At 59.2% G+C, this 16,844-nt stretch carries 12 protein-coding genes and 4 tRNA genes; 12 read left to right on the forward strand and 4 right to left on the reverse strand.

All coding sequences use genetic code 11. The features are described 5' to 3' along the window. The first annotated feature begins 9 nt into the window (after positions 1–9). Genes KGB27_RS15970 through thiO form a run of 4 tightly spaced genes read left to right on the forward strand, consistent with a single transcriptional unit; the run spans position 10 to position 5,159 of the window. Entirely contained in the window at positions 10–489 is a 480-nt protein-coding gene (locus tag KGB27_RS15970; protein ID WP_008037888.1) for a PilX N-terminal domain-containing pilus assembly protein, read from the forward strand. Then, the gene (locus tag KGB27_RS15975; protein ID WP_223555257.1) at positions 476–3,589 is read left to right on the forward strand and encodes a pilus assembly protein; all 3,114 of its coding nucleotides are present in this window, start codon (positions 476–478) and stop codon (positions 3,587–3,589) included. Before KGB27_RS15970 ends, KGB27_RS15975 begins: the two co-directional genes overlap by 14 nt. Positions 3,590–3,603: 14 nt before the next feature. Continuing rightward, positions 3,604–4,002: a type IV pilin protein gene (locus KGB27_RS15980; RefSeq protein WP_008028801.1), complete on the forward strand. Its 399-nt coding sequence runs from the start codon at positions 3,604–3,606 to the stop codon at positions 4,000–4,002. Positions 4,003–4,058: 56 nt separating this feature from the next. Continuing rightward, complete coding sequence (gene thiO / locus KGB27_RS15985) at positions 4,059–5,159, forward strand: glycine oxidase ThiO (RefSeq protein WP_223555259.1); 1,101 nt, start codon at positions 4,059–4,061, stop codon at positions 5,157–5,159. A gap of 110 nt (positions 5,160–5,269) precedes the next feature. Here the strand turns inward: thiO and KGB27_RS15990 are convergent, their stop codons facing one another. The 4 genes from KGB27_RS15990 to KGB27_RS16005 all read right to left on the reverse strand — a co-directional run bounded on the left by KGB27_RS15990 (position 5,270) and on the right by KGB27_RS16005 (position 9,574). Further along, positions 5,270–6,601, reverse strand: coding sequence for a sigma-54-dependent transcriptional regulator (locus KGB27_RS15990; protein WP_192227997.1), 1,332 nt, complete (start codon positions 6,599–6,601; stop codon positions 5,270–5,272). A gap of 2 nt (positions 6,602–6,603) precedes the next feature. Then, positions 6,604–8,193, reverse strand: coding sequence for a sensor histidine kinase (locus tag KGB27_RS15995; RefSeq protein ID WP_192227996.1), 1,590 nt, complete (start codon positions 8,191–8,193; stop codon positions 6,604–6,606). Then, complete coding sequence (locus KGB27_RS16000) at positions 8,183–8,416, reverse strand: PP0621 family protein (RefSeq protein ID WP_008028794.1); 234 nt, start codon at positions 8,414–8,416, stop codon at positions 8,183–8,185. The genes KGB27_RS15995 and KGB27_RS16000 overlap by 11 nt, the downstream gene beginning before the upstream one ends. 135 nt (positions 8,417–8,551) lie before the next feature. Then, on the reverse strand, positions 8,552–9,574 hold the full coding sequence (locus KGB27_RS16005; RefSeq protein WP_008028792.1) for an outer membrane protein assembly factor BamD: 1,023 nt from the start codon (positions 9,572–9,574) through the stop codon (positions 8,552–8,554). A 151-nt stretch (positions 9,575–9,725) separates the two neighbouring features. On the opposite strand from KGB27_RS16005, the gene rluD reads away from it, so the two are divergent. From rluD to KGB27_RS16045, 8 genes are all read left to right on the forward strand, one after another. Further along, a complete protein-coding gene (rluD, locus tag KGB27_RS16010) occupies positions 9,726–10,688 on the forward strand; it encodes a 23S rRNA pseudouridine(1911/1915/1917) synthase RluD (protein ID WP_008028788.1) in 963 nt (320 codons plus the stop codon). Next, positions 10,685–11,410: a peptidoglycan editing factor PgeF gene (gene pgeF / locus KGB27_RS16015; protein ID WP_223555261.1), complete on the forward strand. Its 726-nt coding sequence runs from the start codon at positions 10,685–10,687 to the stop codon at positions 11,408–11,410. Before rluD ends, pgeF begins: the two co-directional genes overlap by 4 nt. A gap of 130 nt (positions 11,411–11,540) precedes the next feature. Next, on the forward strand, positions 11,541–14,105 hold the full coding sequence (gene clpB / locus KGB27_RS16020; RefSeq protein ID WP_008037881.1) for an ATP-dependent chaperone ClpB: 2,565 nt from the start codon (positions 11,541–11,543) through the stop codon (positions 14,103–14,105). A 300-nt stretch (positions 14,106–14,405) separates the two neighbouring features. Beyond that, a tRNA-Asn gene (locus KGB27_RS16025) sits at positions 14,406–14,481 on the forward strand. A 9-nt stretch (positions 14,482–14,490) separates the two neighbouring features. Next, a tRNA-Pro gene (locus KGB27_RS16030) sits at positions 14,491–14,567 on the forward strand. Positions 14,568–14,572: 5 nt separating this feature from the next. Further along, positions 14,573–14,648 (forward strand) — tRNA-Lys (locus KGB27_RS16035). Positions 14,649–14,743: 95 nt separating this feature from the next. Next, positions 14,744–14,820, forward strand: a tRNA-Pro gene (locus KGB27_RS16040). Positions 14,821–14,972: 152 nt separating this feature from the next. Continuing rightward, positions 14,973–16,598, forward strand: coding sequence for a methyl-accepting chemotaxis protein (locus tag KGB27_RS16045; RefSeq protein ID WP_008037880.1), 1,626 nt, complete (start codon positions 14,973–14,975; stop codon positions 16,596–16,598). Positions 16,599–16,844 lie beyond the last annotated feature (246 nt).

Consider the following 16,844-nt stretch of genomic DNA (forward strand, 5'->3'; position numbering starts at 1 on the left):
GGAGGGCAGATGAGTTTTTCTCCCGCTACCCCTCACGCCCAGCGCGGCATGGCGCTGCTGGTCAGCCTGGTGTTCCTTCTGTTGCTGACGCTGATTGGCATTTCATCGATGCAGAACGCAACCCTGCAGGAAAAGATGGCCAGCAGCGTCACCCTGCGCAATCAGTCGTTCCAGATCGCCGAAGCCGCGTTGCGCATCGGCGAAAGTGCGGTTCAGCTCGATACCTATACATTGCCGGTTTGCAGCGGCAATCAATGTTTGCCGCCCGCCGAGTCATCGACCCTCACGGCTGCCGGTCTCAATTCCTCCTCGGGGGTCACCTGGATCGCGGCCGCGAACGGTTTCTATGGGGTACAGAACATCGGCACCACGTTGAATGCCGTGAATGTGCCGAGCAACACCTCTGCGACGCTTTATCGGGTCACGGCAGTGGCCATTGTGGGCAACAACGTGCGCAGTGTGGTGGAGAGCATCTATGCCAAATACTAATAGGTGCTCAGGGATCTGGCGGTTACTGAGTGGTATTGCATTGGGGCTGTACCTGTCAGCGCCTGCGTACGCGTTCACGCCTTCGGACTCGCCCCTGTTGAGCGCTGCGGCGGTTGCGCCCAACGTGATGCTGCTGATCGATGATTCGGGGAGCATGAACAACATCATCTGGGCGCCGGGTTTCGATCCGACGGTCAGTCGCCCGCAAATTGCCAATTGCAGTTCGAACAGCTCGTGTCTGACTGGTCAGAATCTGGACATGGACGATACCAACATCGCCTTGTCGAGCCTCAATCGCGGCGGTTGCTCCAACAATGGCAACTGGTACGGTTTTTATCGGGGCTTCCTCGGACTGTCATCGATATGCCTGAAGCTGCCCGACCCGGTGGGCAACGAAAACACGCGTTATACGGCTAACTATCTGTCTTATCTGGTCACACTGGCCAACGGTTCGAACAGGGATTTCACCACCGGTACCGGTGCGATCCCCAATGATTACCGCATCAGCGTTGCGCAGGATGTGTCCACCAATCTGGTCACCAGCAACCGTTCATTGAGAATAGGCCTCGCGACATTCAACCCTTCTGTCAGTGGCAACTCCGGCCCCGGCGGTTTTATCGCTCGCGCGGTCAGTGATCTGTCTCCCGTCAGTGGTAGCGTTTCCCAGGCCCAGGCGGACACCAACTACAACGCGTTGATCTCTTCGATCAATGGTTTGAGTGCAATCGCCAGTACCCCGTTGGCGGAAACCTATTACGAGATCACGCGGTACATGCGCGGCATGGCGCCGTACTACAACTCGACGCCAACCACTTACACCAGCCCGATCCAGTATCGCTGCCAGAAAAACTATGGCGTGGTGATCACCGATGGCCTGCCTACGTTCGACAGGACCTTCCCGACCAACGATCCGCTCGGTGGCGCCCGCTTGCCGAACTGGGACGGTAACAGCGCGAACGATGGCGACAACCTCTCCGGTGATGGCGAGGGGGACACGTTGTACCTGGACGACATCGCCAAATTCGCCTTCGACATCGATATGCGCACTACCGGTACCGACGCCGGTGGCAAAAACTGGAACGCCGCAGATTTCCCCAAACAGAACATGAACACCTACACCGTGGGCTTCACCGCCGCGAACCAGATGTTGTCGGACGCCGCCGGTTACGGGCAGGGCAAGTACTACCAGGCGACGGACAGTGCCGGCCTGAATACCGCGTTGTCATCAGCGCTGGGCGACATCACGTCGAAAGCCGGTTCCGGCGGGAGCGGCACCACCAGCAGCGCAATCGTCGGGGTCGGTTCCGCTTACTACCAGACCAGCTACGACCCCAAGGATTGGCGCGGCACCATCAAGTCCTACGGGTTCACCGCCACCGGCTCGGTCAATACCTCCACGGTGCTCTGGACGACTGACACGGCCATCGTGCCCGGCGCCACAGCGCCGATTTACCAGTCGTGGAACAACGTGAGCAATGCCCCCGTCACGCTGGCCTTCGCCAATTTCGCCCCGGCACAGCAGACGGTGCTGAATCAAGGCCTGCCCACCGGCATCACGGGCAGCGACCTTGTGGAGTGGAGCAAGGGCACCAACAAGACCGGGTTGAAAGTACGCAGCGTGTTGCTCGGCGACATCATCAACTCGCCTTTGGTGCTGGCCTCGCCAACGGAAAAAACCGCATCCGATCTGGTCAGTGACACCAGCTACAGCACCTATCTGGCCACCAAATCCAGCAACATGAACACCAGCCTTGTGGTCAATGCCAACGATGGTTTTGTCAGCGTCATCAACTCGGGTAACGGCGCCAGACGTTATGCCTACATGCCCTCCAGTGTTTTGCCATCGTTGCGCTATATCGCCGATACCGCCTACATCAGCGGCGTCAGCCACAAGTTTCTGGTCGACGGTCAGGTCGGCGTTTTTGATGCTCAACTCAACAGTGCCTGGAAAACCCTGGCGCTCGGCGGAACAGGCGCGGGCGGCAAGACGTTCTACGCCTTGCAGCTGTTTGACGCCTCGGCCGGTAACGTGACCAAGGCGTTGTGGGAAATCAGTGCACCTGCCACAGCAAACACGGCGAACGTTTTCAATGATCTGGGTTATGCCTACGCCCGTCCGGAAGTGGCACGCTTGGCGGATGGTCGTTGGGCGGCATTCATCTCCAACGGCTACGGCAGCAATTCGGGTGTGGCGGCGTTGTACGTGGTGGATATCCGCGATGGGTCGTTGATCAAGAAAATCGTCATCGATAGCACGGAAACCACCAACGGTTTGTCGTCGGTGAAACTCAAGGTCAACTCGCAGAATGTGGTGCAGGCCGCCTATGGCGGGGATCTGAAAGGACGTTTATGGAAGTTTGATTTGAGCGGCGCCACCACGGACACCTGGGGCGTGGCGTTTTCCGGCAAACCGTTGTTCACGACGGCGGGCGGCGCCACCCAGCCAATCACCGCGCAGCCGCTGTTGGCGGACAATTCACTGGGCGGCAAAGTGGTGTTTTTCGGTACCGGCAAATTCAATGAAACGGTCGACAAGACCAACAAGGACCTTCAGGCGTTTTATGCGGTATGGGATGCTGATGGCGGCTCTGGACAGATCACCACGTCCAGTTTGCAGGCCCAATCGGTGACCGGTGTGTTCTCGGGAAGTACGGGGCAGTTCACCACCACCAGCCAGAACGAAGTGACCTATCCGGCGGAGAAGGGCTGGTATTTGCCGCTGGTCTACAACAGCGTATTGACCGGTGAGCGAGTGATCAGCCAAGCGGCGCTGGTGTTGGGGCGAATCGTATTTACCACGGCCATTGTGGACACCACGGACCCTTGTGCCAGTTTTGGCACCGGCAAACTGGTCGAACTGGATGCGTTCAGCGGTAAGATGCTCAACTACGCGGTGCTCGACACCACTGGCGATGGGCTAGTCGACAGCAACGATGCGATATCCAGCGGGGTGATTTTCACTAGCGGGATGCCATTCTTGAGCGCCGTTACCAACGGCGGCACCGGCAAGATCGTAACCGATACAGGTTCAACGGTAACCAAGCTGACCGAAAAGGGCGGCGGTGGCAGCCGTCGCATCATGTGGCGACAAATACAGTAAGTGAGAGTTGAGGCATGCGCAGATCCAACCGAGGTTTTACCCTGATCGAAATCATGATCGTGATTGCGATCATCGGGATCGTCATCACCATCGGCTACCCAAGCCTCACCGAATACGTGAAAAAGGGCCGCCGGGCTGAAGTGGCCGGGCTGCTCTCCGAGCAGGCGCAGGTTCTTGAACGGTTTTACTCGAAGGGTAATGTCTACACCGGTGCCACCGGCCTGAGCGCCGGCAATGACTATTACACCATCACCCCGACCTTGACCGACCAGACCTTCCTGCTGACCGCTACACGCAAGGCCGGCAGCATGGCGACTGACAAGTGTGGCGATTTCACCATCACCAACACCGGTGTCAGAAGCATGGTCAATGCGACGGCCGGACTGACCACCAAAGATTGCTGGGGTCGCTGAGTTTTTTTTTCGGGCGCCTTTTGCGCCTCCTGTCTCTTTAACGGTTGGATCGGAACATGACCATGCAACAGCAAGTGGTGATAGTCGGCGGCGGTGTGATTGGCCTGCTGACAGCGTTCAATCTCGCGTCGCAAGTACAGAGCGTTGTGCTGCTGGACCGTTCGAATGTCGGTCAGGAATCGTCCTGGGCCGGTGGCGGCATCGTTTCGCCGCTCTACCCGTGGCGCTACAGCCCGGCAGTTACCGCGCTGGCCCATTGGTCTCAGGACTTTTATCCACAGCTGGGCGAGCGTCTGTTTGCCGCGACCGGGGTTGATCCCGAAGTGCACACCACCGGCCTGTACTGGCTGGACCTGGACGATGAAGCCGAGGCGCTGGCCTGGGCCGAGCGGGAAAACCGTCCGCTGCGGGCTGTGGATATCTCGGCGGCGCACGATGTGGTGCCGGTCCTGGGTGGCGGTTTCACCCGCGCGATCTACATGGCCGACGTGGCCAACGTGCGCAATCCGCGGCTGGTGAAATCCCTCAAGGCTGCCTTGCTGGCGATGCCGAACGTGACGATTCATGAGCAGTGCGAAGTCAGCGGGTTCGTTCGCGAAGGCGAAAAAGTCGTCGGCGTGCAGACTTCGACGGGCGCGATCCACGGTGATCAGGTGGTGCTGACGGCAGGTGCCTGGAGCGGTGATTTGCTCAAAAGCCTGGGTCTTGCGTTGCCGGTTGAACCCGTGAAAGGGCAGATGATTCTTTACAAGTGCGCGGCGGACTTCCTGCCGAGCATGGTGCTGGCCAAGGGGCGTTATGCGATTCCTCGCCGGGATGGACACATTCTGATTGGCAGCACGCTGGAACATGAAGGCTTCGACAAGACACCGACCGGCTCTGCGCTTGAGAGCCTGAAAGCGTCTGCAGTGGAATTGATTCCAGCGCTGGCGGATGCCGAGGTGGTCGGGCATTGGGCGGGGTTGCGACCGGGTTCGCCGGAGGGCATTCCCTACATTGGCCGAGTGCCGGGCTTCGAGGGGTTGTGGCTCAACTGCGGGCATTACCGTAACGGGTTGGTGCTGGCGCCGGCGTCGTGCCAGTTGTTTGCGGATGTGATGCTGGGCAGGACGCCGATCATTGATCCGGCGCCGTATGCGCCGGCCGGGCGTATCTAGTCGCGGGATATTGGGCGTCTGACAGACCGCCTTCGCGGGCAAGCCTCGCTCCTACAAGATCAACGACAGATTGACATCTGTAGGAGCGAGGCTTGCCCGCGAAGGGGCCCTCAATCCAGCCCGAATTTCTTCAACCTGTAACGCATCGACCGAAACGACAAATTCAATCGCTGAGCCGCTGCCGTGCGGTTCCAGCGGGTTTCCTCAAGGGCCTGGAGGATGAGTTTGCGTTCGACGTTTTCCAGATAGTCTTCCAGATTGTCGATCTGCGTCAGGTCCGGCACACCGCTGTCGGCGCTGCAATTGCCTTCGGCCAGTCGCAGGTCGCTGGCTTCGATCTGCTTGTTGTCGCACAGGGTGTGGGCGCGTTCGAGCATGTTCTCCAGCTCCCGCACATTGCCCGGAAAGCGATAGCTTTTCAGCGCTTCAAGCGCTTGTGGGTGGAGCTTCGGGGCGGGTTGGCCGCTGGCTGCCGCCAGACGCTTGAGTACATGACCGGCCAATGACTCGATGTCGTCGCGGCGCTCGCGCAAAGGCGGAACCCGCAGTTCAATCACATTCAGCCGGTAATACAAATCCTGGCGAAAGCGTTCAGCGGCGACTTCGGCGTCGAGGTCTTTGTGGGTGGCGCAGAGGATCCGCACATCGACCACGGTTTCCTGCTGGCCGCCAACGCTGCGAACGGCTTTTTCCTGAATCGCCCGCAGCAGTTTGACCTGCATCGACAGCGGCAAGTCGGCCACTTCGTCGAGGAAGAGCGTGCCACCCTGGGCGGCCTGGAACAGCCCGGGCTTGTCTTCGATAGCGCCGCTGAAACTGCCTTTGCGATGGCCGAAAAACTCGCTTTCCATCAGTTCCGACGGTATCGCCCCGCAATTGACCGGGACAAACGGCTGGTTGGCGCGCGGTCCTTGTTCGTGGATCAGTCGGGCGACCAGTTCCTTGCCGCTGCCGGACTCGCCGCTGATGTAGACCGGCGCCTGACTGCGGGCCAGTTTGTCGATTTGTTTGCGCAGGCTGCGCATGGGCAGCGAATCGCCCAGCAACCGTCGGTCGATGGCTGCGCCCGGTGCCGGCATGCGCAGGGCGCTGGTGACCAGTTCGCGCAGCCGCGTGAGGTCCACCGGTTTGGTCAGGAAGTCGAAGGCGCCGGCCTTGAGGGCGTTGATCGCCGTTTCGAGGCTGCCGTAGGCGGTAATCATGGCCACCGGCAGGTTTGGGGCGCGTTGCTGGATATGTTGCACCAGCTCAAGACCGGTGCCGTCCGGCAGGCGCATGTCGGTCAGGCACAGGTCGAAGGTCTCACGCTTCAACAGCGCCTGGGCTTCGCCGAGGTTACGGGCGCTGAAGGTGTCGAGTTTCATCCGTCCCAGGGTGATTTCCAGGAGTTCGCGGATATCCGGCTCGTCGTCGACGATCAGGACTTTTTGCCGTGGGCACATGTTCAACTTTGTTTCCGTCCGTGAGCAAAGGTGATGCGAAAGCAGCCGCCATCATGGCGTGGCTTGAAGTCTAGGCGGGCCTGATTGCTTTCGCACAGCTCACGGGACAGATACAGCCCCAGGCCTGTGCCTTGGGCGCTGGTGGTATAGAACGGTTCGAACAAATGCACCTGCTGGTCCGGTGCCACGCCGGGGCCATCGTCCCGAACCTCGATGATCGGCAACTGGCTGTCGGGGTCGACAAACAAATCGAGCCAGACTTGCGCCTGATCGTGGACCTGAGCGCTATGACGCCAGGCGTTGCGCAACAAATTGTCGAGAATCTGGGTGAGCTGGTTCGGGTCCATCAGGGTTTTGAAGTCGCCGGAACCGATGCGCAGGTGAATCTGCTGACGATCGAGCGCACTTTCGCGACTGTCGGCAACGAACTGTTCCAGCCACGGCTTCAGATCGAGTCGTTGCGGCACGGTTTGCTGGCGGCGGGACAGTTGCAGGACGTTTTCGATAACCCGATTCATTCGCTGAGAGTGGTCTTGAATAATCTGGGTCAGACGTCGATCCGCGCCGTTCAGTTCCTCCGATTCCTGCAATAGCTGAGCGGCATGACTAATGGCGCCCAAAGGATTGCGAATTTCGTGGGCGATACCGGCCGTCAGGCGACCCAAAGCGGCGAGCTTCAGTTGTTGGGCCTGTTGGGCTATTTGTGCGAGATCCTCAAGGAAGACCAGGGTCTGGTGGTGTGGGCTTTGGGCCAGGGCAATGAAGCTCGGTTGCAGTTCCAGGCCGCTGTTGGCGATTTTCAGGCTCTGGGGGCGCAGCGTCGGATTGTTCTGCCACAGTTGCAGGCGTTCGACCAGAATGGGCGAGCAGTCGTCGATCCGTTGGCCTTCGAGATTGTCTCGGCCCAGTAAGATCAGCGCGCTGTGGTTGGCCAATTGCACCCGCAGTTGGCCGTCGAGCACCAGGATGCCGGTGCGCATGCGTTGCAGGATCAATGCATTGAGGGCTTCGAGGCCCACCACTTCGCTGGCCCGTTGTTCGGCGAGGGTTTCGCTGACTTCCAGGCGCTGGATCAAGCCTTGCACCAGCAACGCCGCGGCAAAGCACAACACACCGAGGGTGCCGGCTTGCAGGTAATCGTTGGGGCTGGCGGGATGGCTGAAACTCAGGAGAAAGCTCAGCCCGACGATGCCGAGCGCGCCCACGGCGGCGATCAGCAGGCCGATGCGGCTTCGCAACAAGGTGTTGCTGATGGCCACCGAGACGATCAGCAAGTTGCCGATGGCGCTGGCGACACCGCCGGCGGCGTAGAACAAGCCACACAGCAGCAGGACATCAATCAGCGCCAGGCCGAACAATTGCGCCGGGCGGCGAGTGTTCTCGAAGAAGACCACCAGCAAGATGTTCAGCACCAGGTACAGCCAGCTGCCACTGCGCAACAGGCTGTCATTGGCGAACGTCAGCAACTGGTTGTCCAGGTTGCTGGAGATCAGCAGCACCAAGGTGATGCCGACGCTTAGGCGGTAGAGGTGATAAAGGCGCAGCAGTCGCTGAGCCTGTTTGCTGCCGGGACTGGACGTCTCAGCGATCACTGGAGCCCGGGCCTTGCTCGAGGTGAGCCTGGCTGCAATACCACTGTTGTTGAAGGCTCAGCGCGCGGTCGCGGGGCAGGTGTACGCCGCAATGGGCGCAGCGGACCATGGGCGCGGCTTCCAGTTCGGCGGGGGACTTGGGCGCAGAAGCCTGGCCCTTGAACTTGCGCCAGAACCATACCGCAGCGGCAATCAGGGCGATCCAGAACAGTAAACGAAGCATGATGAGCTGCTTTATGACGAGTGATTAAGCAGTTTAGCCAAGGACATGACGGGCGCACAGCCTGTTAGTGCTGCAATAAAAATCCGCCATAAAAAAAGGAGCCTCGAAAGGCTCCTTTTTGCACTACCGGTCGTATCAGTCGAACACGCCGAAGGTCATGTAGCTGAACCACGAGCGGTCGCTGTTGTTGCCTTCCGCTTCGTGATTTTCTTCTTCGATCACGTCGCCATTTTCATCTTTAGGCTTGAGATCGTTCGGAATCGCTTCTTTGGCGTCCCGGAATTGTCTCTGCACGTCCTGGTTGGCGCGGGTTTCGCCCGGCGGCAGCGGTGGACGGGATTCGATCAGGCCCAGAGTCGCCTTGCTCAACCACGAACGGTTGTCGGCTTCGTCGACCGATGGCACGAACTGACCGTCTACCAGCGTTGGGTGGTTCGGGTAGTTGAGCTTCAGGGTTTCGAGGCTGGTGGCTGCCAGGTCGTCCAGGTGCAGACGCTGGTAGGCTTCAGTCATCACCGCCAGGCCGTCGCCGACCGATGGGGTTTCCTGGAAGTTTTCCACCACGTAACGACCACGGTTCGCGGCAGCGACGTAGGCCTGACGGGTCAGGTAGTAGTCGGCGACGTGAATTTCGTAGGCCGCCAGCAGGTTGCGCAGGTAAATCATGCGCTGCTTGGCGTCCGGCGAGTAGCGGCTGTTCGGGAAGCGGCTGGTCAGTTGGGCGAACTCGTTGTAGGAGTCGCGGGCAGCACCCGGGTCACGCTTGGTCATGTCCAGCGGCAGGAAACGCGACAGCAGGCCGACGTCCTGGTCGAAAGAGGTCAGGCCCTTGAGGTAATAGGCGTAGTCCACGTTCGGATGCTGAGGGTGCAAACGAATGAAGCGCTCGGCGGCAGACTTCGCAGCCTCAGGCTCGGTGTTCTTGTAGTTGGCGTAGATAAGCTCGAGTTGAGCCTGATCGGCGTAGCGACCGAACGGATAACGCGACTCCAGCGCCTTCAGCTTGGCTGTGGCGGCGGTGTAGCTATTGTTGTCCAGATCTTGCTGAGCCTGCTGGTACAGCTCGACTTCGCTAAGGTTTTCGTCTACGACTTCCTTCGATGAGCAAGCAGCGGTCAATGCGAGGATGGCGATCAGCAGCAGGTGTTTCACTTGCATGGCGGCTTGCGTCCCTATGACGGCCGCTGTCTTGGGCGAGGCCGTCCTGTTATGATGAGCGCCCCGTTGAATAGCCTCGGGGCAAAAGACGCCGTATTTAACCACAAGCGCGCAGCCGAAACCAAAGGCTGTGCCGACGCCTAGTCTGAGCATGTCCGATAAAATTGAACTTCGCGCAGAGGTGCCGTCCGAATTGGGCGGCCAACGCCTCGATCAAGTCGCCGCACAATTATTCGCTGAGCACTCGCGCTCGCGCCTTTCCGCCTGGATCAAAGACGGCCGCCTGACTGTGGATGGGGCGGTTATCCGCCCGCGAGACATCGTTCACGGTGGCGCCATTCTTGAACTGACTGCCGAGCAGGAAGCTCAGGGCGAATGGATCGCTCAAGACATCGAGCTGGACATCGTCTATGAAGACGACGACATCCTGGTGATCAACAAGCCTGCGGGCCTGGTGGTGCACCCGGCTGCCGGTCACGCTGATGGCACCTTGCTCAACGCCTTGCTGCACCACGTGCCGGACATCATCAATGTGCCCCGCGCCGGTATCGTGCATCGTCTGGACAAGGACACCACCGGTCTGATGGTGGTGGCCAAGACCATTCAAGCGCAGACGCAGCTGGTTACACAGTTGCAGAGCCGCAGCGTCAGCCGTATCTACGAGTGCATCGTGATCGGCGTAGTGACGGCGGGCGGCAAGATCAACGCGCCGATCGGTCGTCACGGCCAGCAACGCCAGCGCATGGCCGTGATGGAAGGTGGCAAGCAAGCCGTCAGCCATTACCGTGTGCTTGAGCGTTTCCGCTCCCACACTCACGTGCGGGTGAAGCTGGAAACCGGTCGTACGCACCAGATTCGCGTGCACATGGCGCACATCAACTACCCGTTGGTCGGAGATCCTGCCTACGGCGGTCGTTTCCGTATCCCGCCAGCCGCCAGCCAGACCATGGTCGATTCCTTGAAGACGTTCCCGCGTCAGGCGCTGCATGCGCGGTTCCTGGAGCTGGATCACCCGACTACCGGTAAACGCATGAGCTGGGAATCGCCACTGCCGGACGATTTCGTCTGGTTGCTGACGCTGCTCAAGCAAGACCGCGAGGCGTTCATCGGATGAGTGACTGGCTGATTCCCGACTGGCCTGCGCCTGCCGGGGTGAAAGCCTGTGTCACCACCCGTGCGGGCGGCGTCAGTCTGGCGCCGTTCGACAGCCTCAACCTCGGCGATCACGTCGACGACAGCCCCGAAGCTGTTGCCGAAAACCGCCGTCGCCTCACCGATCATTTCTCCATGCAGCCGGCCTGGTTGAAGCAGGTTCACGGCATCGCCGTGGCTCATGCGGACCCAAGCCTTGTGGCCACCGCCGACGCCAGCTGGACGGCAACGCCCGGTATTGCCTGCGCGGCGATGACGGCTGATTGCCTGCCCGCGTTGTTCTGCGACCGTGCCGGCACTCGTGTCGCTGCGGCCCACGCCGGTTGGCGCGGGTTGGCGGCGGGTGTGCTCGAAGCGACGCTCGATGCGCTGGCCGTGCCCTCGGAAGACGTGCTGGTCTGGCTCGGTCCGGCCATTGGCCCGCAAGCCTTTGAAGTCGGCCCGGAAGTGCGGGCTACCTTCGTCGAGCAATTGCCCGAATCCGCGAAAGCCTTCGTGCCCAGCCAAAACGCTGGCAAATTCATGGCTGACATCTATGAGCTGGCGCGTTTGCGTCTGGCGGCTCGTGGTGTCACTGCTGTTTATGGTGGCGGTTTCTGCACCGTGACCGATCCCCGCTTCTTTTCTTACCGTCGCAGTCCTCGCACTGGTCGGTTTGCCTCCCTGGTCTGGCTCGAAAGCTAGACTCGACTGATCTGCATCAACGTCACGACGCTTGAAACTCCCAGAATCGACCACATCTATAGCGGTATCTGGCAGGTTTCTTCATTCAGGATGTTTTATAGGTCCGGCCTGCTCAAAAGGAAGGTGACCCATGCGTATAGATCGTTTAACCAGCAAATTGCAGTTAGCTCTATCCGACGCCCAATCGCTGGCCGTCGGCCTTGACCATCCCGGTATTGAACCGGCGCATTTGATGCAAGCCATGCTTGAACAGCAGGGTGGTTCGATCAAACCCCTGTTGATGCAGGTCGGTTTTGACGTCAACAGCCTGCGTAAAGAGCTGACCAAAGAGCTCGACCAGCTGCCAAAAATCCAGAACCCGACCGGCGACGTCAACATGTCGCAGGACTTGGCGCGTCTGCTCAACCAGGCGGATCGCCTGGCCCAGCAGAAGGGCGATCAGTTCATTTCCAGTGAGCTGGTGCTGCTCGCCGCCATGGACGAGAACAGCAAACTCGGCAAATTGTTGCTCGGTCAGGGCGTCAGCAAAAAAGCCCTGGAAAACGCGATCAACAACCTGCGTGGTGGCGAAGCGGTCAACGACGCCAACCACGAAGAGTCGCGTCAGGCGCTGGATAAATACACCGTCGACCTGACCAAGCGCGCCGAAGACGGCAAGCTCGATCCGGTGATCGGTCGTGACGACGAAATTCGCCGGACCATTCAGGTGCTGCAACGCCGCACCAAGAACAACCCGGTGCTGATCGGTGAGCCTGGCGTGGGTAAAACCGCCATCGCCGAAGGCCTGGCCCAGCGCATCATCAACGGCGAAGTGCCGGATGGCCTGAAAGGCAAACGCCTGCTGTCCCTGGACATGGGTGCGTTGATTGCCGGTGCCAAGTACCGTGGCGAGTTCGAAGAACGCCTGAAATCCCTGCTCAACGAGCTGTCGAAGCAGGAAGGGCAGATCATTCTGTTCATCGACGAACTGCACACCATGGTCGGCGCCGGTAAAGGCGAAGGCTCGATGGATGCGGGCAACATGCTCAAACCTGCGTTGGCCCGTGGCGAGTTGCACTGCGTCGGCGCGACCACGCTCAACGAGTACCGCCAATATATAGAGAAGGACGCGGCCCTTGAGCGGCGCTTCCAGAAAGTGTTGGTGGATGAACCGAGCGAAGAAGACACCATCGCCATTCTGCGTGGCCTGAAAGAGCGCTATGAAGTTCACCACAAAGTGGCGATCACCGACGGCGCGATCATCGCCGCGGCCAAGCTCAGTCATCGCTACATTACCGATCGTCAGTTGCCGGACAAGGCCATCGACCTGATCGACGAAGCCGCCAGCCGCATCCGCATGGAAATCGACTCCAAGCCGGAAGTGCTGGACCGTCTTGAGCGTCGTCTGATTCAGCTGAAGGTGGAATCCCAGGCTCTGAAGAAAGAGAGCGACGAAGCGGCGATCAAGCGCCTGGAAAAACTCCAGGAAGAAATCGTTCGTCATGAACGGGAGTATTCGGACCTCGAAGAAATCTGGAACTCGGAAAAAGCCGAAGTCCAGGGTTCTGCGCAGATCCAGCAGAAAATCGAACAGTCCCGCCAGGAACTGGAAGCCGCCCGCCGTAAAGGCGACCTGAACCGCATGGCCGAGCTGCAATACGGGGTGATCCCGGACCTGGAGCGCAGCCTGCAAATGGTCGACCAGCATGGCAAAAGCGAAAACCAGTTGCTGCGCAGCAAGGTGACCGAGGAAGAAATCGCCGAAGTCGTCTCGAAGTGGACCGGTATCCCCGTGTCGAAAATGCTCGAAGGCGAGCGCGACAAGCTGATGAAGATGGAAGGCCTGTTGCACCAACGTGTGATCGGTCAGGACGAAGCGGTGATCGCGGTTTCCAACGCGGTGCGTCGTTCGCGGGCCGGCTTGTCCGACCCGAATCGTCCAAGCGGTTCGTTCATGTTCCTCGGCCCGACCGGTGTCGGTAAAACCGAGTTGTGCAAGGCGTTGGCCGAGTTCCTCTTTGATACAGAAGAGGCGATGGTGCGGATCGACATGTCCGAGTTCATGGAGAAACATTCCGTGGCCCGGTTGATCGGTGCGCCACCAGGCTACGTAGGGTATGAAGAGGGCGGTTACCTAACCGAGGCGGTGCGTCGCAAGCCTTATTCGGTGATCCTGCTGGATGAGGTCGAGAAGGCCCACCCGGATGTGTTCAACATCTTGCTGCAAGTGCTGGAAGATGGCCGTCTGACCGACAGCCATGGCCGCACGGTGGATTTCAAGAACACCGTGATCGTCATGACCTCCAACCTGGGCTCGGTGCAAATCCAGGAACTGGTCGGTGATCGTGAGGCTCAGCGCGCAGCGGTGATGGATGCGATTTCCACGCACTTCCGGCCGGAGTTCATCAACCGGGTCGACGAAGTGGTGATCTTCGAGCCATTGGCGCGGGATCAGATCGCGGGCATCACCGAGATCCAGTTGGGTCGTCTGCGCAGTCGCCTGACTGAGCGCGAACTGAAACTGGAACTCAGCCCTGAGGCCATGGACAAGCTGATCGCGGTTGGCTACGACCCGGTGTACGGCGCACGGCCACTCAAACGTGCGATTCAGCGCTGGATCGAAAACCCGCTGGCGCAGCTGATTTTGTCGGGGCGTTTCATGCCCGGCGATACCGCCAAGGGTGTGGTGGAAAACGACGAAATCGTCTTCGCCTGATCCGCGTTAGCAACAAAACTGAAGAGGCCTCGCATTGCGAGGCCTTTTTTTCGTCAGGTTGTTGAACTCAAAGGAAAAGGCTTGTAAAGTGCGCCCCGCAGTAAGTCACCCGGAAGGGTTTCTGCTCCCCAAGCAGGAATCTGAAATAAGTTGCAAATCATTAACTTGAATGCAATTTAGGGGGTTGACAGAGGTGCTTAAGATTGTAGAATAGCGCGCCTCAGACACACGAACGCAGCGATGCGAACGGGTCGAAGAGAACGCAGTAAAGCTTCACCGTTGTAAATTGAAATATGTAGTTCCGTGATAGCTCAGTCGGTAGAGCAAATGACTGTTAATCATTGGGTCCCAGGTTCGAGTCCTGGTCACGGAGCCAATTTCAAACCGGGGTATAGCGCAGTCCGGTAGCGCGCCTGCTTTGGGAGCAGGATGTCAGGAGTTCGAATCCCCTTACCCCGACCATTTTTGGGTCGTTAGCTCAGTTGGTAGAGCAGTTGGCTTTTAACCAATTGGTCGTAGGTTCGAATCCCACACGACCCACCATTTTTGAAACCAGTTAACGCTGGAATCGAATCTTAAGATCAGACGCCAAAAGCTCTGTTCGCAGAAGGCGCCTTTTAAAGGTGCCTTTTTTTTACCGGGGTATAGCGCAGTCCGGTAGCGCGCCTGCTTTGGGAGCAGGATGTCAGGAGTTCGAATCCCCTTACCCCGACCATATTAAAAATCCTCGTATCGAAAGATACGGGGATTTTTTTTGCCTTTGAAAAAGCCGAATCCTTTCAAGTCATCGTACAACTAGCCGATAACGAGCTGTCGGGGCGCACTCGCGACCTCCCATTCAGGCCAACAACAAGAAAGGCACTCGTTATGTTTCTTCGTCAGCTGAATATTGCCCCTCGTGCTGCGCTGGGTTTTGCCTTGATTGCCGTGCTGGTGGCGTTGCTCGGAATATTTGCCCTGGGGCAGATGTCGAGCATTCGCGAGAGCGAGGTGGCGGTGGAGAAGCAATGGCTGCCGAGCATCCGTGGTGGTGATGAGATCCGCGAGCTGATGCTGCGCATCCGTACCATTTCCTTGCGCATGGCACTGGATCAAGACCCAAAGAACATTCCAACCTACCGCGGCCAGATGGACACCCGCGACAAGGAACTGAGCGAGAAGATTGCGGCTTACGACAAACTGGTCGACACCGCTGAAGGTCAGGCCTTGTACGACCAGTTCAAAACCACCTTCGCCGCCTATCGCACCGGCATTGCCCAGTCGTTCACCCTGGCCGAGCAAGGTCGCCGTGACGAGCTGACCAAACTGCTGTTGATCGACATGAAAACCGTGGTCGATGGTTCCGGCAAGCAGCTCAATGACCTGGCAGAACTGTTCGCCAAACAGGTCGCCGTTGAAAGCCAGAAATCCGCAGCGCACTACGAAACCTCGCGTTCCATCGTCAGCCTGTTCATCGCCCTCGCGGCGTTGGCGACTGTCGGCCTGGCAATGTTGCTGACTCGCAGTATCGTCCGTCCGCTGAACGAAGCCCTGAGTGCGGCGGAAAGCGTGGCGCAGGGCGATTTGACCCGACCTATCGCGACCCATGGCAACGACGAAGTGAGCCGTTTGCTCAAGGCGCTGGCGACCATGCAGCAGAACCTGCGGGAAACCCTGCAAGCCATCAGTGGCTCGGCGACGCAACTGGCCACGGCGGCAGATGAGCTGAACGCCGTCACCCTCGACAGCACCCAGGGCCTGCAACAACAGAACAACGAGATTGAGCAAGCCGCCACGGCGGTCAACGAAATGACCTCCGCCGTCGAAGAAGTTGCGCGCAACGCAGTGTCGACCTCCGATGCCACTCGCCAGTCCAGCGAGTCGGCGCATCTGGGGCAGGAGCGGGTCAGCGAAACTGCAAGTGCCATCAGCGACCTGGCCAATGATGTTCAGCACACCGGTGAGTTGGTGCAATCGCTGGCCAATCAGTCCCAGGACATCGGCAAGGTGCTGGATGTGATTCGGGCCATTGCCGAGCAAACCAATCTGTTGGCGCTCAACGCTGCGATTGAAGCGGCGCGTGCGGGTGAAAGCGGGCGCGGTTTTGCGGTGGTGGCCGATGAAGTGCGTGCACTGGCGCATCGCACGCAGCAATCGACCCAGGAAATCGAACAAATGGTCCAGGGCATGCGCAATGGTTCGAGCCTGGCGCTGGACTCCATGAACGCCAGCGCTTCCCGTGCTGCCGAAACTCTGGTGATGGCGAAGCGGGCGGGTGACGCATTGCAGACGATCACTGCATCGGTTCACGAAATCCACGAGCGCAACCTGGTGATTGCCAGTGCGGCGGAAGAGCAGGCTCAAGTGGCCCGGGAAGTGGATCGCAATCTGGTGAACATTCGTGATCTGTCGGTGCGCTCCGCTACCGGCGCGGATCAGACCAGTGCCTCCAGCCATGAGCTGTCGAAACTGGCCAATGCGTTGCAAGGGATGGTGCAGCGTTTTCGGGTGTAAAACCGCCAGACGAAAAAAAGCCGCACCTCTCGGTGGAGAAGCGCGGCCGGGTGCCTTGCTCGGATGTGGCCATTTAACGGGCGAGGTGTATCGCTGCTGTGTCGCGCAAGGGGGAGTTTGTAAGCGAAGGGGGAAAATCGCGGGGGGAGGTACAGTAAGACACGGATCTCCAAATCAGTGGAGATCAAATGTGGGAGCGAGCCTGCTCGCGAAGCGGTGTGTCAGCCAACTCATGTGGTGACTGAC

Source organism: Pseudomonas sp. BF-R-01, from assembly GCF_019946615.1.
GTDB lineage: Bacteria > Pseudomonadota > Gammaproteobacteria > Pseudomonadales > Pseudomonadaceae > Aquipseudomonas > Aquipseudomonas migulae.